Raw genomic sequence first — 20,541 nt, 5'->3', positions numbered from 1 at the left:
TGAGGTTCGAGGACTCATGCGCCGACGTCCGATCGGGCCGCGGCCCGGACGATGGCGCCCTGCTGCCGCCGATCGAGCGTGCCGCCGGTCACGAGCGCGGCGGTGACCGCTTCGACGTGTCGGACGAACTCGGCGTGGCCGGGGTATTCGGCGTGTTCGTCGATCAGGTCGTTGATGGTGCAGCCGTCGCCGGTGTCCACGTTGGGCACGCCGGTGTCGCCACCGTCGATGACCACCGTGGCCCGGGTGTCCGAGTCGGGGCAGCGGTCGGTGCTGTCGGCCACCACGGTGAACGACGTCGACTGCTCGGTGGAGGTGTTCCCCGCCGTGTCGGTCGCCCGGTAACGGACGGTGTGCTCGCCGGGTGCCCGGACGGCGACCGGAGCGGCGTACGCCGTCCAGCCTCCGGCATCGAGCGCGTACTCGATCGTCGCCACGCCCGACTCGGTGTCGGTGGCCGTGACGGTGACGGTCGCGCCGCCGACGTACCCGCCGTCGTCGTTGCGGTCACCGGTCACCGTGGCGGCGACGGTGGGTGGAGTCGTGTCCTCGGCCTGCGGCTCGACGACGGTGAAGTGGGACATCTGCTCCGCCGAGGTGTTCCCGGCGACGTCGGTGGCCCGGTAGTGCAACATGTGCATCCCGGCGGTGTTCACCACGATCGGGTTCGCGTAGGCGGTGAAGGCCGCCCCGTCCAGGGCGTACTCGATGGTGGCGACACCGGATCCGCTGTCGGTGGCGGTCAGTGTGGCGGTGGCCGTACCGATGTAGTTGCCGTCGTCGTCGCGGTCGCCGGCCAGCGCGGCCTTCACCTCCGGCGGGGTGGTGTCCTCCTCCCCCGGCTCGACGATCCGGAACGCCACCGAGCCGACGGCGCTGGTGTTGCCGGACTGGTCGGTGGCGCGGAACTGCACCGCGTGGTCGCCGATCGCGGTCACCCGCACCGGCTCGGTGTACGGCAGGAAGCTGGTGTCGTCGACCTGGTACTCGACGGTCTCGACCCCCGAGTCGGCGTCGGTGGCCGTCACTGTCACGGTGGCCGCGCCGAGGTAGTTGCCGTCCGGGTCCTGGTCACCCGCCACGGTGGCGGCCACCGTCGGCGGTGTGGTGTCGCCACCCCCGCCGCCCTCGGTGACGACCAGTTCGCCGACCATCTGGCTGTGGCCGGGGATCGAGCAGAAGTAGCGGTACCGGCCCGGGGTGAGGGTCACGGTCGCCTGGTGGCGGCCATTGTTGGCGTCGAACGGACTGGCCAGGATGTTGAGGGTCACGTCGTGGTTGTAGCCCTCGGCGCTGGTGTCGAAGGTCAGCGTGTGTGGCATCCCGATGGTGTTGCCGGTGGCCTCGCTGTTCTCCCAGATGATCGTGGTCTCGCCGGCCACCGCCTGGGCGGGCGCGGACTTGTAGCGGGTGATGTCGCCGTCGGCGGTCCAGGTCAGCACCTGTGCCGCGGCTCGGGGGGCGGCGGAGGCCGGCGTCGCCGCCCACGGGGTCACCGTGAGCAGGAGCGCCGCCAGCACTGCCGTTATTCGTCGGGGCATCGTCTCTCCTAGAGTTCCCGTACGCGGACGTTGCGGAACTCGGCCAGGTCGTTGTCACCGTGGTTCTGCAGGCCGATGAAGCCGCGCAGGAACTGCCGCAGGTCGGTCGGCGGGTCGCCGGCACGCGACGACTGCTTGCCCGGCGTGTTGTCGAATTCGTTGATCACCACGCCGTTGCGGATCATCGTGTAGTGCTGCCCGACGGCGCGGATCTCGTAGTCGTTCCACTCGTTCTTCGGCGTCACGCCGGCCTGGGCCAGCGGCACCGGGTCGAAGTTGTAGACCGAGCCGGTCTTCTGCGGCTCACCGGTGTCGCCGTCGTAGATCTGGATCTCGTGTCCGCAGTAGATCGCCATCCACGCGGTCGAGGTCCGGGCCGAGCCGACGGTGCCGCAACTGCCCGGTGGGCGCTGTTCCAGGGGGGTTCGCAGGTCCGGGAAGCGGATGAAGACGCCGGTGTTGGCCCGGCCGGTGCCCGGTGCGATGTCCTTGAACTGGAGCCGCAGTGAGAAGTCGCCCAGCTCCCTGGTGTGCCAGAGCATGCCCAGGCCACCGCTGGGCCGCAGCGAGCCGTCGGGCTGGATCGCAAACGACCCGGTGGGTGCCTGTTGCCACCCGCGCAACGACTCGGCGGTGCCGTCGAAGAGCGGCTCGTACCCGGTGTGCCCGGTGCGGCCGATCTCCGACGCGGCGGCCAGCCGGGTCAGGGTGCCCGACTCGCGGGCGGTGAGCAGGTCGTCGCCCTGCAACGCCTGGGTCACCGTCTTGACGTGCCGGACGAAACCGTCGTGGTCGGCCCAGGTGCTCTCGTCGTCGATCAGGTCGTTGGCCGTGCAGCCCTGCCCGACCGTGCGACTGGGCACCCCGGTGTCGGTGTCGCCGAGCCAGACGTTCTGCCGGTCGTCCGGCACCGCGCAGCCCACCGTCACAGTGGTCTGCACCGTCGCCGTCTGACCGTCGGCGTACGTGACGGTGAGCTTCGCGGTGTAGGTGCCGACCGTGGCGTACGTGTGCCGGGGGTCCGCCTCGGTCGACGTGGCGCCGTCGCCGAACTCCCAGCGGTGGCTCACGCCGCCGGAGCGGGAACCGGTGAAGGCGATGGTCAGCGGCTTGTTCTGCACCGCGACCGAGGTCGCCGCCGGTGCCGGGGTGGGCGCCCCGCCGGTGTAGGTGACCCGGATCAGCTTCTGGTTCGCGTGCAGGCTGAAGAAGCCGCCGCCGTAGTCGAGCAGGTAGAGCGCGCCGTCCGGGCCGAACTTCGCGTCCATCCAGCTCTGCAACCGGGTGTCGCCGTTGCCACCGGGGATGATGGCCCGCAGCGACTCGGCGTACACCGGTGGGGCGGCCTGCGGCACGCCGGCCGGGTCGACGGTGACCGCGACCCGGTTGGCGGCGTTCGACTGGTCGCCGATGAACCACTTGCCGTCCCAGTGCTCCGGCCACGCCACGCCGCTGGCGGTGTCGACGAGGCTGCGGTGGTACGTCGGGCCGGACATGATGGCCTGCCCGCCGCCGCGCAGGTACGGCTGGGTGTAGGTGGCGTCGGCCGCCACGTAGGTCGGTAGGCCGCTGCCGTCGGTCCGCTTCGGGAACACCGGGCCGCCACCGTCCGGCGAGTACCAGATCATGTTGTCCCGGGCCGCCGGGATGTCCTCCAGTCCGGTGTTGCGCGGCGAGGTGTTCTTGAGGTTGTCGCAGTCGTACCAGCCGGTGAGCACTGTCGCGTCGGTGTTGCTGCGGTCGCGGTACGGCTGCCGGTTGCCCATGCAGTACGGCCAGCCCTGGTTACCGGCGGAGGTGATGATGGTGGCGGTCTCGTACTTCGCCGGGCCCAGCGTCGGGCTGGGTGACGAGGCGTCCGGGCCGACCCAGCCGGCGGTCAGCCACTGGTGTTTCGGGTCGATCTGGAGGCGGGCGATGTTGCGGACGCCCATCACGTAGATCTCCGGCCGGGTCTTCTCGGTGCCCGGTGGGAACAGGTTGCCCTCCGGGATGGTGTACGTGCCGTCCGGCTCCGGGTGGATCCGGATGATTTTGCCGGCGAGGTCGTTGGTGTTACCCGACGTGCGACGGGCGTCCTGGAACGAGATGCCCTGGTACTCCTGGGTCCAGTTGTTGCCGGCGTAACCCTGCGACCCCTCCGAGGAGTTGTTGTCGCCGGAGCCGACGTAGAGGTTGCCCTTGGCGTCGAACGCCATGCCGCCGCCGGCGTGGCAGCAGCTGTGGATCTGGACCGGGAACTGCAACAGGTCCTTACGGGTGGCCTGGTCGACGGTCTGCGCCTGCCGGTCGTAGGTGAACCGGGAGACCGTCCGCTGACCGACCCGCTTCACCCGGTCGACCGAGTCGTGCGGCATCCAGTAGACGTAGAGCCAGCCGTTCTCGGCGAACGCGGGGTCGGGCACGATGCCGAGCAGCCCCTCCTCGTTCTTGACCAGCTCGGAGCCGCTGCCCCGGTTGCCCATCACCTCCAGGGTGGTGAGCAGCTTGACCTGCTTGGTGCGCGGGTCCCAGGAGTGGATGGTGCCGCAGCCCAGGCCGACCTTCGGGTTGGTCCAGTCCGCGATGGGGCCGCTCGGGCAGGCCGCCTTGCCGACGTAGAAGACCGTGCCGTCCGGCGCGATGGTGAGCCCGTGCGGCTCGCCGATCTGGTCCAGCTGCCCGGTCTGGTTCGCCGCGGTGAGTCGCTCCACCTTGTAGTTCGCGGCGATGGTGGCCTGGCAGTCGCCGCGGACCCGACCGGTGGTCCAGTTGAGGGCCCCGGCGAGGTGCGCGCGGAACGCCTCCTCGCCGTAGCTGCCCTCGGTGTGGCCCATGCCGGTGTAGAACGACCGGCCGCCGTCGTAGTCCCGGCACCAGGAAACCGGGTGGAAGGCGCCGTTGGCGGCCGCGCCCGGGTTGTAGTGCCGTTCCTCGACCTGGGCGAGGGTGTGCACGGTGCCGATCGGGTTCGGGTCCCAGTTCTCCCAGCGGTCCGACCGGGTGATGGTCAGCGGCAGCGACGCGGTGGCCGGGTGCTTGCGGTCGAGGATGTTCACCACCGCGCGGTTGACCGCGGGCGGTTCCGGAGCGGTGGTGCTGCCGGTGAACAGGCGCAGGTCGGCGAGTTGGACCAGCGGTTCACCGCTGTTCGCGGTGACGTTGAGCCGGTAGCGCGTGAACTCCTGCGGCGTGGCGATGTCGAACCGGCGGGTCTGGAAGCGGTCCGGGAAGGTCTGCCCGGTGCGGCGGTCCAGGTCGGTCCAGCTCTGACCGTCGGTGGAGCCCTGCAGGGTCCAGTCCTTCGGGTCGCGGCCGGAGGAGTCGTTCGCCGACGTGAGCGCGTACCCGGTGATCTTCTTCGGTGCGCCCAACTCGTACGCCACCCAGGCGGTCGGGGTGCGGACCAGCCACTTCGTGTTGGCGTCGCCGTCGGTCAGCTTCTCCTTGGTCTCGTTGGGCGGGTTCTCGCCGCTGGCGGTCACCCGGGTCACCGGCTCGGCGACCGGAATGGCGCCGGCCGGGCGGGTGCCGATCAGACCGGTGAACCAGGTGGAGTCGACCTGGGCGCGGGCGGCGTCGGCGATGCCGACGAAACCGCCGCCGGCCTTGACGTAGCTCTGCAGCGCCGACTCCTGGTCGCGGTTCAGCGCGGCGCCCGTCGCGGAGAGGAAGACCACGCTGCGGTACGCGGACAGCCCGGCCGAGGTGAAGGTGCCCGGGTCCGTGGTGGCGGTGACATCGATGTCATGACCGGCAGCAAGCTGTTTGATGGTGTCCACCGCGCGCGACACCGGGTCCTGTTGCTCGGCCACCGGGCCGTGGAACACCAGGACGGCGGTCTTCTGCGGCGGTGCCGCCTGCCCGGCGGCGACCGTTCGTGGTGCCGCCGCGGCGGCCGTCGTTGCCGGGAGCAGTGTCGCCAAGGCCGCTACCGCGGCGAGGGTTCGTCGTAGTTTTCTGGTCATGCCCGTCCCCACTTTCGGTTCGGTCAGCTTCCGTGCGTGTGGGTGTGGCCCTGGAACCGGTGGATCGCCTCCTCGGCGCCCGGCGGCATGCTGCCGTCGGCGTTGCGCACCAGGAAGATCCCGGCCATGCCGCCGTCGGAGTGCGTCTGCACGTGGCAGTGGTACATCCACGCGCCGGGTCCGACGCCCTCCCCGGCCAGCACCTGGAAACCGAACGAGCTGCCGGGGTTGAGGTCCTTGTTGTCGACCACCAGGCTCGGATCGCTCGGCCCCTCCAACATCCCGGTGCGGTTGTCCGCCCAGCGGTGCGCGTGCAGGTGGAAGGTGTGGAACAGGTTGCCGTGGCCGATGGCGATCCACTCGACGCGCTCGCCCAGGTTCGCCTCGAACATCGGGGTCGCCGGAGCCATCTTGTTGTTGATCATCATGTCGTGGAACACCGCCGTGAACTGCTTCGACGGCAGGATGTCGCCACGCCGTCGGACGATCAGTGCCCCGTACAGTCCCTTCGCGACACCGCCGGTGCCGTGGTCGGTGCCCATCGCGTGGTCGTGGTAGTGCCAGTAGCCGGCGCTGCCCGGCATGTACCGCCGACCCGCCGCGGCCACCATCTCGTGGGAGCGCCAGACGTACGTCCGCGTCTCACCCGGGTTGTTGAACGAGGCGTTGAACGGACTGCCGTCGGAATCGGTGCTGTAGTCCACCCCGTGCGGATGGATGGACAGCCGCTGGTTGGTGGTGTTGACCAGGGTGATCTCCAGCGTGTCACCCTCGTACATCTCCAGGATCGGACCTGGAACGGTGGCCTGACCGGGTGCCAGGCCGTACCCGAACAGGTTGCCGGGCAACTGCTCGGCGTAGATGGTGATCTTCTTGGTGACGCCGGCGGCGGCCTGGGCGGGGCTGCCGCCCAGTGCGGTGCCGATCGTTGGGGCGGACGCGCCCAACGCCCCGGCGGCGAGCGCGCCGGTGGCGATGAGCGATCTACGGGACAGGTGGCGGTGAGGGCCACCAGCGTGATCGTCCATGGGTCTCCGTTCCCGACCGGGCGAAGACGCGACGAGGGGCAGGGTGCATCGACCGCCGAGCACGGGGCGGTGGCACGACTGAGGGTGAGGCTCGTCGCGGGCTTTGCTCGGAAGACTCAGAACTTTCGATGGATGACAGCAACTTATGTAATCCATCGACGAAAGTACAGCTCTGATTGCAAAAAGATTACCTTGACATCACGAAGGTCGTCGATTGACATGAAGCTGACACGCGGGCGGTCGACCGTCAGGTCCTCGGCCCGCTCAGTGGCGGGCGAACGCCGCCGCCCGCAACGCGGGGGCCGCACAGCACGACGCCGGGCTGCCCTCGATGAGGCAACCCGGCGGGAAGGACGTACGGCAGCTGCGGTCAGAGCTGGTGGCGGTCATCCGCCGGCACGTCGGGGGTCTGCGGCGGCGCGGGCGACTGGTCCGGCTGGCCGAGCTGCGCGACGTGGGTCGGGTCGAGGACCCGGGAGAGGAACGCGCGGGTCCGTTCGTGCTTCGGCGCGCCCAGCACCTCCTGCGGCGGCCCCTGCTCGACCACCACGCCACCGTCCATGAAGACGACCCGGTCGGCGACGTCGCGGGCGAACGCCATCTCGTGGGTGACCACCATCATCGTCATACCGTCCTCGGCCAGCTTGCGCATGACGGCGAGCACGTCGCCGACGAGTTCCGGGTCGAGTGCGGAGGTCGGCTCGTCGAAGAGCATCAGCTTCGGCTCCATCGACAGCGACCGGGCGATCGCTGCCCGCTGCTGCTGCCCACCGGAGAGCTGCGCCGGGAAGGCGTCAGCCTTGTCGGTCAGCCCGACGCGCTCCAGGTTGGCCCGTGCGATCCGCTCGGCCTCGGCCCGACCCCGCCGGAGCACCCGGCGCTGGGCGATGGTGAGGTTGTTCAGGACGGTCAGGTGCGGAAACAGGTTGAACGACTGGAACACCATGCCGATGCCGCGACGGACCGCGTCGATCTCGACGTCCGGGTCGGTCATCTCGACCCCGTTCACCCAGATCGTGCCGGCGGTCGGTTCCTCCAGCAGATCGACGCAGCGCAGCAGGGTCGACTTGCCGGAACCGGACGGCCCGATCACGCAGACCACCTCGCCCTGGCCGACCTCGAAGTCGATGCCCTTGAGCACCTGGAGCGGCCCGAAGGACTTGTGCAGGTCCCGGATCTCCACAGCGGGGCGGGATGGGGTGGTCGTCATCGGGGTCACCGGGCCTTGGCGTAGCGGAGTTCGAGGCGTCGTACCACCTGCGACAGCGGCAGGGTGATCACCAGGTAGGCGAGGCCGGCCACCAGCAGCGGCGTGGCGTTCACCCGGTCGTTGAGCATGTCCCGACCGAACTTGGTGATCTCGATCGTCTGCGCCGTCACCCCGAGCACGTAGGCCAGCGACGAGTCCTTGGTGAGCAGGATGAGCTCGTTCGTCAGCGGCGGGATCACGATCCGGAACGCCTGCGGGATGACGATCGTGCGCATGGCGGTGAAGTGCGACATGCCGAGGGTCCGCGCCGCCTCCATCTGCCCCTTCGGCACGGCCTGGATGCCCGCCCGGATCGTCTCCGCCATGTACGCCGCGGCGGTCAACCCGAGGCCGATCGCTATCGAGCCGAACACCCCACCGGGAATCTCGCGCTCCGGGAAGGCGATCGGGATGCCGTACCCGACGAGGAAGAGCACCAGCAGCGCGGGCAGACCCCGGAACAGCTCGATGTACGCCGTCGCCACCCAGCGGTAGGGCGCCACCCGGGACAGGCGCATCAGCGCCAGGATCGTCCCGAACACGAGGCCGAAGGCGAACGCGCCCAGCGTGTAGAGAATGGTGTTGCGCAGCGCGACGGTGATGATCGTCGGGAACATGGACTTGATGATGTCGACGCGGAAGAACGCGTCGGCCAACCTGTTCCAGTCCGCGGCGACGAGCACCGTGGCGATGATGGCGATGAAGACCAGGTACTGGAGCCCGAGGGACAGCCGCTCCCGCTGGCGGCGTCGCAGCTTCACGTTCGCTCGTTGCCTTCCCGGAGGTTACCGACGTCGGAGGGCGCGCGGGACGCGCGCCCTCCGGTGGTGCGTGGCGCTCAGGCGCTCGGCTGCTTGCCGATCCACTTCTCGTAGATCGTGTTGTACGTGCCGTCCTGCCTGGCCTTGGCCAGCACCTCGTTGATCTTCTTGAGCAACTCCGGGTTGGCGTCCTTCTTCACGGGGAAGCCGTACTGCTCGCCGGTGTCGAACTCGGCGGCCACCTCGAACCCGCCCGGGTTCTTCTTCAGGTACTCGGTCCAGACCGGCAGGTCGTTGATGGCGGCCTCGACCTGACCGTTGGCGACGGCCTGCTGGAGGGCGGCGAGGTCCTCGAACTCGACGAGCTTCAGGCCCTTCTCCGCCTCGAGCTTCTTGGCGTAGTCACGACCCGTGGTGGCCGCCTGGACGCCGAGCTTCTTGCCCGTGAGGTCGTCGAGCGACTTGTACGTCTTGCCGGTCTTCACCAGCATCGCCTGGGTGGCGTCGAAGTACGGGTCGGAGAAGTCGATGACCTTCTTCCGCTCCTCGGTGATGGTCATGCCGGCGGCGGCCGCGTCGCACTTGCCGGTGTTGAGGTCCTGACCGGACTTGATCCCCTCGAACGGGGTGTCGACGATCGTCTGCTCGACGCCCAGCTCCTTGGCGACCAGGTCCATGATCTCGACGTCGAAGCCGGTCACCTTGCCGCTGGCGTCCTTGGACTGGAACGGCGGGTAGGGCAGGTGGGTGCAGACGGTCAGCTTGCCGGCCGCGACCAGCTTGACCCCGCTGGCCTGGACCTCGCTGTCGTCCTTCTTCGCGCAACCCGCGGTCAGCGCGAGGGCGGTGACGGCCACGACGAGGCCGGCCTGACGGACAACGCTTGGGAACCTCACGGCTGTGCCCCTCCGATTCGGCTTCCCATGCGCAGAAAGCCAATCTGGTTCATAGACTTTGCGATTAGCGACCGTACCCGATCCGGCGCATCGCCCCCAGATCGCGCCGGGACCGCTCGGCGGACCCGGCGAGGTGCCCTCAGTCGACAAACCCGACACTTGCCCCGGAAGGTGCGTCAGCCACCGGTTCCCTCGGCCGCCCCGTCCGGGGTGAGGGCCCCTTCGTGGGGGTCTGTGTCCAGGAACACATGCTGGTGGCCCTGGCCGGAATCGACGCTGATCTGATCGAGCTGGGTCGCCGCGACCGACCAGATCGTCGCGGCCTCGGCCGCCTGTCGCGCGGTGACGTCCAGCAGGGCCGCCCGTTGCGCAGCCGGAACACTGGCCGCCAGCGCGTAGGCGTCGACGGCCAGCGACGCCTGCTGGACCGCTCCGCGCAGGCCTCCGCGCGCCACGTTGGTGGCGGTGGTCCCCGACGGTGGCTCGGCGAACGGCTCCGCCGCCTGGCGCATGACCCCCTGCCACTGACGCGCCTGGGCCGGGTCCGGCGCACGTCCGGCGGTCGTCTCCGTCTTGATGGCGGCCAGCACCGGGGCGACCTGGTCGCGGACGCGTCGGGCCGTCTCGATCAGCTCCACGATCTGCTGAGCGTCCCGCTTCGCCTCGTCCTGCTTGATGCTCGCGATGGTCGCCTCGGTCGCGTCCGGACGACCCAACTGGTAGCCGATCAACCCACCCAGCAGTGCGGTGACCAGTGCGATCACACCCGCGACGGCCACGAAGCGCACTGTGCGACGGTGCCGCACATCGGCCTTGTCCAGCTGGTAGGAGGGTCGGCCGGTGCGGCGCGCCATCGCATCTCCTCACATCGATGGTGTGGGGCCAAAGATTAACCGCCCCCGTGACATCCGTCGATAGTGCCGATCGGGGCGCTCGCCGCCCTTTTACACCCTGCCGGGGCTTATTGACCGTTTTAGGCCTTTTGCCCTTGTTTCGGTGCTTATCGTGGCGCTTGCGCCGCTGGCACCGGCCCACGTCAACCAACCGCGTTGCACCGAGGAGGACAAATTGACTGAACCGACAGGGACGGCAGTGGAGAAGCCGAGCGGTCGAAGCCGCCGTCGCAAGCTGAAGGCCATCCTGGCCGGAGGAATCGTCCTCGGCCTCGGTGCGACGATCACCCTCGCCGCCTGGAACGACTCGGAGTACGCCACGGGCACGTTCACGGCGGGCACCTTCAGCATGGAGGGCAGCACCAACGGCACCACCTACGCCGAGCACCCCACCGCCGGCACCGCGGCCGCGTTGACCTTCAGCACCGGCTTCGACGACATCAGCCCCGGTGACGTGGTCGCGGCGCCGTTCGCCGTCCGACTGACCGCGGCCACGACGTACGACGCGACAGTCACCGTGGCATCGGCGACCCCCGCCCCGGCCGGGTTCGTCGGCCTCACCTACGGCATCGCGACCGTCCCGGCCTTCGCCGACTGCAGCGCGACGCCCACCACCCCGACCTGGATCGTGGCGCAGGGCACCCCGCTCAACTCGGTGGCCGGCGCGGTGCCGTTCAACCTGACGCAGGGCACTCCGCCCACGACGCCCGGCGCTCCGGTGAACCTCTGCTTCGTCGTCACCGCGGGGGGCACCCTGGTGCAGGGCACCTCGGTCACGGAGACCTGGCAACTGTTGGCCGAGTCCGTCTAGGTGGTGGCCGTGGTCAACCGTCGGACGCCGGCCGGAACACCACGGCTTCGCCGGACCCGTGCCGTACTCGCTGGCGCCCTCGTTCTCGGCCTGGGAACGACGTCCACGCTCGCCGCGTGGACCGACAGCGAGTACGGCACCGGGTCGTTCGGGGCCAGCGTCTTCGGCACCGAATCGCAGACCGCCTCCAGTAGTTGGGCCAGCCACACCCCGGTCGCGAACGCCGCGACGCTGGCGTTCAACGCGACGGCGATGTCGCCCTCGGTGTCGTTCTACGCCTTCCTCGACATCCGGACGACCTCGACGACGACTGTCGGCGGCGCGGTCGCGCTGACGAGTTCGTCGAACAACTCCGGCGCCCTGCTGCCCGCGCTCGAGTACCGGGCGGTGCGCACCCCCACGACCAGCACCACGTGCGCCGCCGCCGCCTTCTCCGGTTCACCCACCTGGATCGTCGGGCCCGGCTACTCCGCCGTCACCGCGGTGCCCGGCTCACCGGTGTCGTCCCCCATCACCGTGCCGGCCGGCGCGACGCCGCAGCTGAGGTTCTGCTTCGAAGTCCGGGTCCAGTCCGGCGCCAGCAACGCGTACCAGGGCACGACCGGGGTCGTCACCTGGGAATTCACCGCCACATCTACGTGAAGGATCTGCAGATGGTGGGACGCGAACGTCGACGGCACAGCACCCTCGCCCGGGTCGGCGACCTGGTGCTGACAGTGCTCGCCGTCGGTGGGACGGCCTGCGTCGTCCTCGTCCCGCTGGCGTTCTTCTTCGACATCTCGCTCATCCTGTTCAAGACCGGGTCGATGAGCCCGACCATCCCGGCCGGGTCACTGGCCGTGGTGCGGGAGATCCCCGCGTCCGAGGTCCACGTGGGAGACGTCGTCACCGTCGACCGCACGCCACTGCCACCGATCACCCACCGGGTGGTCGACATCGCCAACGGCGGTGGGCCCACCCGCCTGCTCACCCTGCGAGGGGACGCCAACCAGTCGAACGACGCCGCGCCGTACGCGGTGAGCCACGTGCGGCTCGTGCAGTGGTCGGTGCCCCGGCTCGGGTACGGGGTGCGAGCCGTGTCGAACGTGTACGCCACGAGTCTCATCACGATCGGGGCCGCCGCGATCGTCACCTGGGCGTTCTGGCCGCGTGGGGGCGAGCCGGGGGCCCGACGACAGCGGGCGTGGCACCGTCGGCGACCGGATTCGGCGGTGCCCGACGAGGCGGGCGCAGCGCCGGAGGTCGGCACCGAGCCGAGCGGCACGCGAACGCGCGGCGACTCGACAGTGGGACGCATGTGGGTCGTGCTGGCGGTGCTGCCGGGCGTTGCCGCCGCGGTACTGGCGACGCCCGGTCAGGCCCGCGCGGACACCACCGAGGAGGTCATTCGGAGCAGGTACCTCACGCTGGTCTCGATCGGTGACGACGATCGCATGACGAACCTGGCGCCGGAGCAGCCCGTGCCCTGGCAGGTGGGTGTCTCGGCGCACGCGGAGCAGCCCGGCGAGGTGACCATCTCGCTGTCCGCGCTGGGCCCTCTCGCCGTCCGTCCGGACGGACTCCAGGTGATGGTCGCCGTCTGTGCCATCCGCTGGGTGAAGGGCGCCTGCCCCACCGGCCAGGGTGAGCAGGTCCTCGCCGACGGTCCCGCCACCAGGCTGGCCGCACACCCGGTCACCGTCAGCTCGATGCGCGCCGATCAGCAGCGTTGGGTGCTCGTCACGGCGAGTCTGCTCGCCAACGCGGTGGCCTCGGGGTCGGCGGACCTGGTCGTCACAGCGACCGGGTTCGGCGACAAGGCGTCGGCGGGCGGCACTGTCGGCCCGCTTCCTCGTACTGGGACCAACCTGTGGACACCTGTGCTGGCCGGTGGTGGTGCGCTCGTCACCGGCCTGCTGCTCATGCGCGCCACGCGCCGGATCAGGGTGAGGCGGCCGTGAGGCGCTTCTGTGCGCGGTCTCTGCCGGCTCGGGAGCGAGCTGGCCACGCCCAGCGGCGCTGGCTGGCGGGTGCCGCCGCCCTGCTGCTCGCCGGCACCGCCGTCGTGCTGGCACCGCCGCAGTCGACGCTGGCCGCCTGGACCGACACGGAGTACGCGACCGGCTCCCTGCAGGCCGGCACGGTCAGCCCACCGACGAACCTGCAATGCACGGCGGGCCTGTCCACCCCGCCGACCTTCACCTGGACCCTGCCGGTCGGCGGCCTGACCCGCAGCGGCTTCACCTGGTCGTTGTCGGGCGGCTTCACCGGGGGCGGGACTCTCGGCGCCAGCGCCACCTCGGTCACCGTCCCCGGCGGGTTGCTGAGCATCGGAACCGGAACCTTCCGCCTGGTGGCGAACGGCCCCGGCGGCTGGACGTCGACACCGGTCACCGGAACGGTCGGCATGCTGACCGCTCTGCTCTACTCGTGCAGCGTGCCGTAGACCGGGTAGCCCCACTCGGCCAGCGGCTTCTCCAGCACCCGCTCGATCGCGGCGAGCTGCGCCGGGCTGAGTTCGTCCCGGTACGCCTCCGCCCGGCCCACCGTGAAGTCGTACCGGGAGAAGCCCTTCTCGAAGGCCGTCGACCAGCCCAGACCGAGGAAGTCGAGCATCCGGCCCACCTGCTCGCGCGGTTGCTCGACCAGGTCCTCGTAGCGCACGTCCAGCCACTGGTCGGCCGGGTGACGCAGCCGCGCCTGCGCGAAGGCGTCCATCAGCATCTTCCAGCCCAGCGCGGCGAGTACCTGGAAGGAGCGACCGGACTCGGCCCACTCCTCCCGAAGGTCGGACGGGAGTGGGCCGTAGATCCAGTTGTCCGGCCCGCGCCAGCCGTCCCACCAACCCATCTGGAGCCACGAGTTGGCCACCGCCCGGCCGTCGCGCACCACGTTGACCACCCGCAGCTCCGGGTACGCGGCGTGCAGCAGGCCGGTCCGCGGCCACCCGGTGACGTGCTGCACCAACTGCTGACAGCCCTGCCGCGCGATCCGCTCGTCGAAGAAGGCCCGCAGCCGCCGGGCCACGAACGGGGTCAGGTCCTCGGCGACCAGGTCCCGACACGGTCGGGAGAAGCCGGCCAGGACCTGCCGGTCGAGCAGGTGGTACGCCTCCGACGGCGCGACCCGGAGCCGGCCCCGCTCCAGCAACCGTCGACTGTGCCGCAGCGAGGTCATCCCCGCCGGGCGCGGTGCCGAACGCCGGTAGAGCGGGCCGTTGAACCTGCCCTTCGGGTTGAGCCGGGACAGTTTGTCGTCCAGACCGGAGACGAAGCCGACCGCGGGATGCCGGGAGAGCAACTCCTGGACCAGGGTCGAACCGCAGCGACCGGTGCCCACCACCAGTGAGAGCATCGTTCAGCCTTCCTGCCGGGTGGCGGGTGACGGGGAGACGGCCGGGTCCGCGGCGAAGCGGGCGGCGGGAGAGGTGGCCGCCGGGCGGCGCAACGGGTAGCCGAAGCGGGTCAGCGCCACGGCGGTCAGCCCGGTCACCACCGCGTACGCGCGGGTGGGCAGCCCGGTCAGCCACTCGCTGTCGGCGACCACCTCGACCAGTCCGGTGCGGTGCCGCGACGGGTTGCCGGCCACCGAGTGGGTGGGCGCGAGCCGTACCGTGGTCGGGGTCGGAAACGGAAGCTCGTCGGGGATCGCGCCGACGAAGCCGGCGATCCGGGCGGTGACGCCGGCCGGGTCGGCCACGAAGTCCTCGTAGCGCACCCGCAGGTAGCGGCCCGGCGCACGGCGACGGCCGCCCCACAGCCGTACGGTCGCGGTGTTCCAGACCAGCCAGAGCAGCGCGGCCTTGCCGACCGGTGGGCGGCTCATCAGCTGGTCGTCGGGCCGCCCGTCCAGCCGGCGTCGGCGACGCCACGAGTACGCGGTGGCGCGCGGGTCGCGCACCACGTGCAGGACGTACAGGTCGATGCCGGGCAGGCCGCCAAGCAGGGCCCCGTACGGCGGCAGCTTGGAGGAGTCGACGATGACGCCGTTCGACCCGGGGGGCAGGGCGTGCTCGGCGATCGAGGCGTAGAGCCGGGCCAGGTGGGTGTCGTCGGGGTGGCCCGCGACCGGCGGCTGCCCCCGACGCTGGCGGCGCAGCAGTGCGGGCAGTCCGCGCAGCCGCAGCCGCTGGGCCAACCGGGCGGCGATGCCGGCCGGGTCGGCGTCGGTCAGGTCGGCGCGCACCCGGGTCCAGAGCGGGCAGTCGGCGACCGGGGCGCCGCAGCCGCAGGGTCGGTTCTCCAGGATGCCGCGCCGCCACAGGTACCGCAGCTCGCCGGCCGCGAAGAAGCCCGGCAACTGTCCCAGGACCGTGGTCACCAGCGTGCTGCCACTGCGACCACTGCCGGCGAGGTAGAGCACCCGTACCGGGCTCACCGGGCCGCTCCCCCACCGGCGGCGGCCCGGCGCGACGGCAGCGCCCCGGCGGCCTCCGCGTACAGCCCACGGATCCGGTCCAGGTGCCGGTCCGGGGCGAACTGGGCGGCGATCTTCGACCGGCCCGCCCGGCCCATCCGGTACGCCCGGTCCGGGTCGGCCAGGAGGTCGTTGAGCGCGTCGCCGAGGGCCGTCGGCGCGTCGGCGGCGACGACGTGGCCGTCCACCTCGGGCTCGACCAGTTCGGGAAGCCCGCCCAGGTCGGTGGCGACCACCGGGACCCCGCAGGCGAACGCCTCCAGCACCGCCATCGGTTGGTTCTCGTGCCATCGCGACGGTACGGCGACCACTGCCGCCGACCGGATCAGCTCGTGCAGGCGCGGCTTGTCGAGACGGCCGTGGAACCGGACCCGGCCGGGCACCCGCCGCGCGGCGAGCGCTTCCAACTCCGGGCGGGCCGGGCCGTCACCGGCGATGTCCACGACGACCCCGTCCGGCAGCGCGGCGGCCGCCTCGATCAGCACGTCGACACCCTTCTCCCGCGCCAGCCGCCCGGCGAAGACGACACCGCCGCCGGGTGTCTGCTTGGCCGCGACGCCGGTCAGGTCGACGAAGTGGTTGACCACCCGCAGCCGGTCCGGGTAGACGCCCGCGCGGCGCATCACGTCGGCCAGGAACCCGCTCGGGCTCACGAAGAGCTGCACCGGGTCGTACGCGTCGAACTGCCGGTGCAACCACGACTCGACGGCGAGCAGGCCGCTGCGCGACAGCGATCCGTCCTTGCAGCGGCGACGGGCCGCCTGCAACGGGCCGCCGGTGACGCACGCCTGGCAGGGGCGGCCCCGGTCCAGCAACTGGTAGCTCGGGCAGGCGAGCTTGTAGTCGTGCATGGTCAGCACGCACGGCACACCGGCGGCACGGGCGGCGGCGAGCACCGACGGGGAGAGCTGGTGGTAGATGTTGTGCAGGTGCAGCACGTCCGGCCGAAAGTCGTCGATCACCCGGGCCAGCCCGCGGCGGCTCGTCGGTGACCACAGCATCCGGCCGACGGCCACGGCACGGGGCCGCACCCCGCTCGGCGCCGGCTCCAACTCCACTTCGGACGGAAACCGCGCCGCGTACGGCAGCGGTGACTCGTTCTCCGGGTGGCTCATGCCGAAGTAGGCGACCGTGTCGCCGGCGACCCGTTGCAGGTCGGCGAGATCGAGCAGATACCCCTCCGCGCCGCCACGGCGGTAGAGGAACTTGTTCACGTGCAGCACGCGCATCGACTCGCCCTGCTCACATCGATCGGGCGATCCGGGCCCGGAGGTGATGACCGGGGTCTGCCCGCCCCGACCAGGGCCCACGGTATGCAGGGCGGGTCGGCGAGTCCAGCTCACGTTTGGCATGTGGCTGAACGGGTGATCTTCGTCTGCCCGTGCGGTCCGCGCCCTGGCCTCCCGCCATGATCTCCCGATAGCCTGGCTGCCGCCGGTCACACCCGCTCTGGTGCAGGGCCGGTGTCCGACGAGGAGGACCGTGGCAGCCGACGACGAGGTCTCCGCGCTCGCGTACACCGCGCGCCGGATCCGGCGGCATCTGCGCTGGGCTCGTACCGAGGGGATCGGACGGCTGATCGAGGAGGACCGCCTCAACCCGGTCGACCGGATCGGCACCGCCCTGGCGAAGCGACGCTGGCGGCGGCGGGCCGTCCGGACGCCCGGCTCGGCGATGCCGGTCTACCTGGTCGGTCTGCAACGCTCCGGCACGAACATGCTGGTCCGGGGCCTGGACGCCGCCGGCGAGGTCGAGGTCCGCAACGAGAACGACAGCACCCTCTTCCACCGGTTCCAACTGCGCCCCGACGCGGTGCTGACCGCCGCCATCCAGCGCAGCCGGCACGCGTACGTGCTGGTCAAGCCGCTCTGTGAGAGCCACCGCGTGGACGAGTTGCTGGCCCTGCCGGGGCTGACCCCCGGGCGGGCGCTCTGGGTCTACCGCGACGTCGACGACCGGGCCCGCTCCGAGGTCGCCAAGTTCGGTGACGCCAACCTGCGGGCCCTGCGGGCGATCGCCGACGGCAGCATCGGCCGTCGGTGGCAGGGGCAACGCCTCGACGCCGGCACCGTCGAGCTGATCCGGGCCCACGACCCGCAGCGGATGGATCCGCACAGCGGCGCCGCGCTGTTCTGGTACGTCCGCAACTCGCTGTTCTTCCAGCTCGGCCTGGACCAGCGGGCCGACGTGCTGCTCTGCCGCTACGACAGCCTGGTCGCGGAGCCCGCCGCGCAGCTCCGGCGACTCTGCGCCTTCCTCGACTTCACCTACCATCCCCGGCTGCACGCGCACATCGCCCCACGCGCGTCGCACGGCCCGGCGCACCACCGACGGCTACCGATCGACAGGCGCGTCCGGGCCCGCTGCGACGAGCTGACCGACCGGCTCGATCGCGCCGCGGCCGACGCCCGATCCGAGACGACGAAGGCGGTCGACAGTGGCTGAGACCGGAACCCGTACCGCACCGATCTTCCTGGTCGGCTGCCAGCGGTCGGGCACCACGATGGTGCGTCTCGTTTTGGACTCGCACTCGCGGATCAGTTGCGGTCCGGAGACCCGGTTCCTGCCGGACCTGCGACGGATCGTCGGCCGGGACTGGGAGCGACTGGCCCGCTTCGGTTTTCCCCGCGAGGACTGGTTGCGCCGGATCCGGGACTTCTTCGGCGGCGTGCACGCCGACTACGCCGCCACCCGGGGCAAGGCCCGGTGGGCCGACAAGACCCCGCTGTACGCCATGTCGCTCGACTTCGTCACCGAGGTCTTCCCGGACGCCCAGATCGTGCACCTCATCCGGGACGGGCGCGACGTGGTGGTCTCGCACCGCAAACGGTTCGGCTACTGGTCCGCGGTGAAGTGCGTGGTGAAGTGGCCGCGCTACATCCGCGCCGCGCGGGCCGTCGGCGCCACCCTGCCGGCGGACCGCTACTACGAGCTGCGGTACGAGCAGGCGGTCAGCGAGCCGGAGAAGACGATGCGCGGCCTCTTCGAATTCCTCGGCGAGCCCTGGGAGGACGGCATCCTCGACTACGAGAGCCAGCAGCACGACGTGGCGCAGAAGTACACCACCGAGGCGGAGCGACGACGGGCGGCGGTGGGCGAGACCACGCCCATCTACGGCTCCCGGGTGGGCAGCTACCGCCGCGAACTCGACCCGTTCCTGCGCCTGCTGGTCTGGGTCTTCTCCGGTCCGACCCTGCGCGCGCTGGGCTACCGGTGACCCGCCCGGGCCGGCTGCGCGCGGTCGCGACCGCCGTCGCCGTCACGCTGCTGCTCACCGCCGGGTGCACCGCCGGTGACGACGATCCGCCACCGACCGCCACCCCCTCCGCGACGGCGACCCCCGCAGCCGCCCCGCCGGGGCGCGCCGGCGACCCGGTGAGCAACCCGTTCGGCGCGCACTGGGACTGGTCGCGGTACCAGCAGTTCGAGCCGTACCTGCGCCGGCTCGCCGGTTCGGCGACGTACGAGGAGATCTCCTGGTGCGACATCGAACGGACCTCCGGGCAGGTCGACTGGGCTGGACTGGACGAAATCGCCTCGCGCAGCCGGGACCTGGGCGTCACGCTGCACCTGAAGATCCGCACCGGCGTGTGCTGGGCGACCGGTGGCACCGCCCGCTACACCCGGGGCGCGGCGAACAAAACCGAGTCGGCGATGCCCACCGACCTCGGCGCGTACCAGCGGTTCGTCCGTTCGGTGGTGCAGCGCTACGGCCCGTACGGGGTGCGGGAGTACGCCGTCGAGAACGAGGTCAACGCGCCGAGCTACTGGGCCGGCAGCCCGGAGGAGTACGCGCGGCTGGTCCGCGCCGCCGCCGAGACCATCCGCGCGACCGACCCGAAGGCGCTGGTGGTCGACTCCGGCATCAGCAGCGTCGCGTACGGCATGGGTGTCGCCGACCGGCTGGTGCGCGCCGGTCGGATGCCCGAGGCCGTCGCCGCCTACCAGGCGTACTTCCACCGTCGGGTCGGCACCCGGGGGCAGCAGATCCCGGCGGTGACCGGGGAGGCGCAACTGCGCCGGGCGCTCGGCACCGAGACCAACAGCCGCAGCCTGCGCTTCCTGGCGGTGACCGAGTCGCTGTTGACCGACCGCACCGTCGACGTCCGCCAGCTGCACTTCTACGAACACTTCAGCGGGGTTGCTCCGCTGCTGGACTACCTGCGCGCGACCACACCACCGGGTATGCCGATCCAGGCGTGGGAGGTCGGGCAGTTCTGGCGCGACGGCGACGGTGACGCGGCCAGCCGGGCGGCGGAGATGGTCAAGACGGTCACCCTGCTGGTCGCCGGCGGGATCGGTGAGATCAGCTGGCTGCCGTTGGCGTACAACCCGAACAACGCCGCCGGCAGCGAGGTCCGCTACGGCCTGCTCGACCCGGACGGCGCCGAACGGGAAGCGGGCCGGATGCTGGCCGCCCTGGCCGACGCGGCGCGGGACGCCACAGTCACCCCGCTGCCCGCCCCGGTGGCCGACAGGCTGCACGGGGTCGCGTTCGTCCGGGGCGGGTCGAGCACGCTGGTGCTCTGGTCGGCGTCGAACACGCCGGTGACCGTGCCGGCGACACCGGGCGGACGGACCGGGGCGGTGGGTTCCCCGCTGGGCGCGGCCGGCGGCGGCACCACAGTGACCGACGTCCCCGTCCTGCTCCGCGCCGACCAGCCGGTGGACCGGATCCTCGCCACCGTCCGCTAGACAGGTAGCTCCTCAGTCAGGCACCGCCACACCACCGGACAGCCGACGAGGGCGCGGCAGCGCGGCGGAACATCGTCCAGGTGCAGGAGCGTGGACCCTCAGTTCGTGCCGCGCGTAGCGGCCACCTCTTTCACCCGGCCGGTCTTGCCCGAACGCTTGAGGAGGTACGCGCCACCGCCAACGAGGACGACGCCGAGCGCCAGCCCGATGAGGTCGCTCCGGGACAGCGCACTGAACAGCATCAAGATGCCGAAGATGACTGCCACGCCACCGATGAGTCGCATGAGGTAGTGGCCGACCAACGTGCCTCGTCTATTCGCCATGG

18 protein-coding genes are annotated in these 20,541 nt (G+C 71.0%); 7 read left to right on the top strand and 11 right to left on the bottom strand.

Features of this window, described 5'->3' with window-relative positions:
• Window positions 1–14 precede the first annotated feature (14 nt).
• The 7 genes from ACZ6NZ_RS24220 to ACZ6NZ_RS24190 form a co-directional block, all read right to left on the bottom strand.
• Window positions 15–1,541 (bottom strand): OmpL47-type beta-barrel domain-containing protein, encoded by a 1,527-nt coding sequence (locus tag ACZ6NZ_RS24220; RefSeq protein WP_465860298.1) that lies wholly within the window; start codon window positions 1,539–1,541, stop codon window positions 15–17.
• Window positions 1,542–1,549: 8 nt separating this feature from the next.
• Entirely contained in the window at window positions 1,550–5,488 is a 3,939-nt protein-coding gene (locus ACZ6NZ_RS24215; RefSeq protein ID WP_465860297.1) for a ThuA domain-containing protein, read from the bottom strand.
• 23 nt (window positions 5,489–5,511) lie between these two features.
• Window positions 5,512–6,516: a multicopper oxidase domain-containing protein gene (locus tag ACZ6NZ_RS24210; RefSeq protein ID WP_366609584.1), complete on the bottom strand. Its 1,005-nt coding sequence runs from the start codon at window positions 6,514–6,516 to the stop codon at window positions 5,512–5,514.
• 370 nt (window positions 6,517–6,886) lie between these two features.
• On the bottom strand, window positions 6,887–7,726 hold the full coding sequence (locus tag ACZ6NZ_RS24205; protein WP_465860296.1) for an amino acid ABC transporter ATP-binding protein: 840 nt from the start codon (window positions 7,724–7,726) through the stop codon (window positions 6,887–6,889).
• Between the two features lie 5 nt (window positions 7,727–7,731).
• Window positions 7,732–8,526, bottom strand: a complete 795-nt coding sequence (locus ACZ6NZ_RS24200; RefSeq protein ID WP_366609588.1) for an amino acid ABC transporter permease — start codon at window positions 8,524–8,526, stop codon at window positions 7,732–7,734.
• A gap of 77 nt (window positions 8,527–8,603) precedes the next feature.
• The gene (locus tag ACZ6NZ_RS24195; RefSeq protein ID WP_366609590.1) at window positions 8,604–9,422 is read right to left on the bottom strand and encodes a basic amino acid ABC transporter substrate-binding protein; all 819 of its coding nucleotides are present in this window, start codon (window positions 9,420–9,422) and stop codon (window positions 8,604–8,606) included.
• 176 nt (window positions 9,423–9,598) lie between these two features.
• The gene (locus ACZ6NZ_RS24190) at window positions 9,599–10,276 is read right to left on the bottom strand and encodes a hypothetical protein (RefSeq protein ID WP_465860294.1); all 678 of its coding nucleotides are present in this window, start codon (window positions 10,274–10,276) and stop codon (window positions 9,599–9,601) included.
• A gap of 214 nt (window positions 10,277–10,490) precedes the next feature.
• Here ACZ6NZ_RS24190 and ACZ6NZ_RS24185 point away from each other — a divergent pair, with 214 nt between their 5' ends.
• From ACZ6NZ_RS24185 to ACZ6NZ_RS24170, 4 genes are read left to right on the top strand one after another with little or no spacing between them, the layout of a single operon-like run.
• Window positions 10,491–11,126 (top strand): SipW-dependent-type signal peptide-containing protein, encoded by a 636-nt coding sequence (locus ACZ6NZ_RS24185; RefSeq protein ID WP_366609594.1) that lies wholly within the window; start codon window positions 10,491–10,493, stop codon window positions 11,124–11,126.
• Between the two features lie 9 nt (window positions 11,127–11,135).
• Window positions 11,136–11,768, top strand: a complete 633-nt coding sequence (locus ACZ6NZ_RS24180) for a SipW-dependent-type signal peptide-containing protein (RefSeq protein WP_465860292.1) — start codon at window positions 11,136–11,138, stop codon at window positions 11,766–11,768.
• Between the two features lie 11 nt (window positions 11,769–11,779).
• Complete coding sequence (locus tag ACZ6NZ_RS24175) at window positions 11,780–13,066, top strand: signal peptidase I (protein WP_465860291.1); 1,287 nt, start codon at window positions 11,780–11,782, stop codon at window positions 13,064–13,066.
• Complete coding sequence (locus tag ACZ6NZ_RS24170; protein ID WP_465860290.1) at window positions 13,063–13,551, top strand: hypothetical protein; 489 nt, start codon at window positions 13,063–13,065, stop codon at window positions 13,549–13,551. Before ACZ6NZ_RS24175 ends, ACZ6NZ_RS24170 begins: the two co-directional genes overlap by 4 nt.
• Here ACZ6NZ_RS24170 and ACZ6NZ_RS24165 read toward each other — a convergent pair.
• Genes ACZ6NZ_RS24165 through ACZ6NZ_RS24155 form a run of 3 tightly spaced genes read right to left on the bottom strand, consistent with a single transcriptional unit; the run spans window position 13,530 to window position 16,750 of the window.
• Window positions 13,530–14,459 (bottom strand): sulfotransferase family protein, encoded by a 930-nt coding sequence (locus ACZ6NZ_RS24165; RefSeq protein WP_465860289.1) that lies wholly within the window; start codon window positions 14,457–14,459, stop codon window positions 13,530–13,532. The genes ACZ6NZ_RS24170 and ACZ6NZ_RS24165 overlap by 22 nt on opposite strands.
• A 3-nt stretch (window positions 14,460–14,462) precedes the next feature.
• Window positions 14,463–15,482, bottom strand: coding sequence for a sulfotransferase (locus tag ACZ6NZ_RS24160; RefSeq protein ID WP_465860288.1), 1,020 nt, complete (start codon window positions 15,480–15,482; stop codon window positions 14,463–14,465).
• Window positions 15,479–16,750 (bottom strand): glycosyltransferase, encoded by a 1,272-nt coding sequence (locus ACZ6NZ_RS24155; protein ID WP_465860287.1) that lies wholly within the window; start codon window positions 16,748–16,750, stop codon window positions 15,479–15,481. Before ACZ6NZ_RS24155 ends, ACZ6NZ_RS24160 begins: the two co-directional genes overlap by 4 nt.
• A gap of 253 nt (window positions 16,751–17,003) precedes the next feature.
• Between ACZ6NZ_RS24155 and ACZ6NZ_RS24150 the strand changes: the two genes are divergently transcribed.
• The 3 genes from ACZ6NZ_RS24150 to ACZ6NZ_RS24140 are packed head-to-tail and all read left to right on the top strand — an operon-like array spanning window position 17,004 to window position 20,216.
• Window positions 17,004–17,966, top strand: a complete 963-nt coding sequence (locus ACZ6NZ_RS24150) for a hypothetical protein (protein WP_465860286.1) — start codon at window positions 17,004–17,006, stop codon at window positions 17,964–17,966.
• The gene (locus ACZ6NZ_RS24145) at window positions 17,959–18,738 is read left to right on the top strand and encodes a sulfotransferase family protein (protein ID WP_465860285.1); all 780 of its coding nucleotides are present in this window, start codon (window positions 17,959–17,961) and stop codon (window positions 18,736–18,738) included. The genes ACZ6NZ_RS24150 and ACZ6NZ_RS24145 overlap by 8 nt, the downstream gene beginning before the upstream one ends.
• Entirely contained in the window at window positions 18,735–20,216 is a 1,482-nt protein-coding gene (locus ACZ6NZ_RS24140) for a hypothetical protein (RefSeq protein ID WP_465860283.1), read from the top strand. The genes ACZ6NZ_RS24145 and ACZ6NZ_RS24140 overlap by 4 nt, the downstream gene beginning before the upstream one ends.
• A 98-nt stretch (window positions 20,217–20,314) precedes the next feature.
• On the opposite strand, the gene ACZ6NZ_RS24135 is transcribed toward ACZ6NZ_RS24140, so the two are convergent.
• Window positions 20,315–20,539 (bottom strand): hypothetical protein, encoded by a 225-nt coding sequence (locus tag ACZ6NZ_RS24135; RefSeq protein WP_465860282.1) that lies wholly within the window; start codon window positions 20,537–20,539, stop codon window positions 20,315–20,317.
• Window positions 20,540–20,541: the final 2 nt, after the last annotated feature.

The sequence above is a fragment of the Micromonospora sp. NPDC047756 genome, assembly GCF_055587245.1.
The sequence above is the reverse complement of the archived record's forward strand: the minus strand, read 5'-3'. Positions and strand labels throughout refer to the sequence as shown.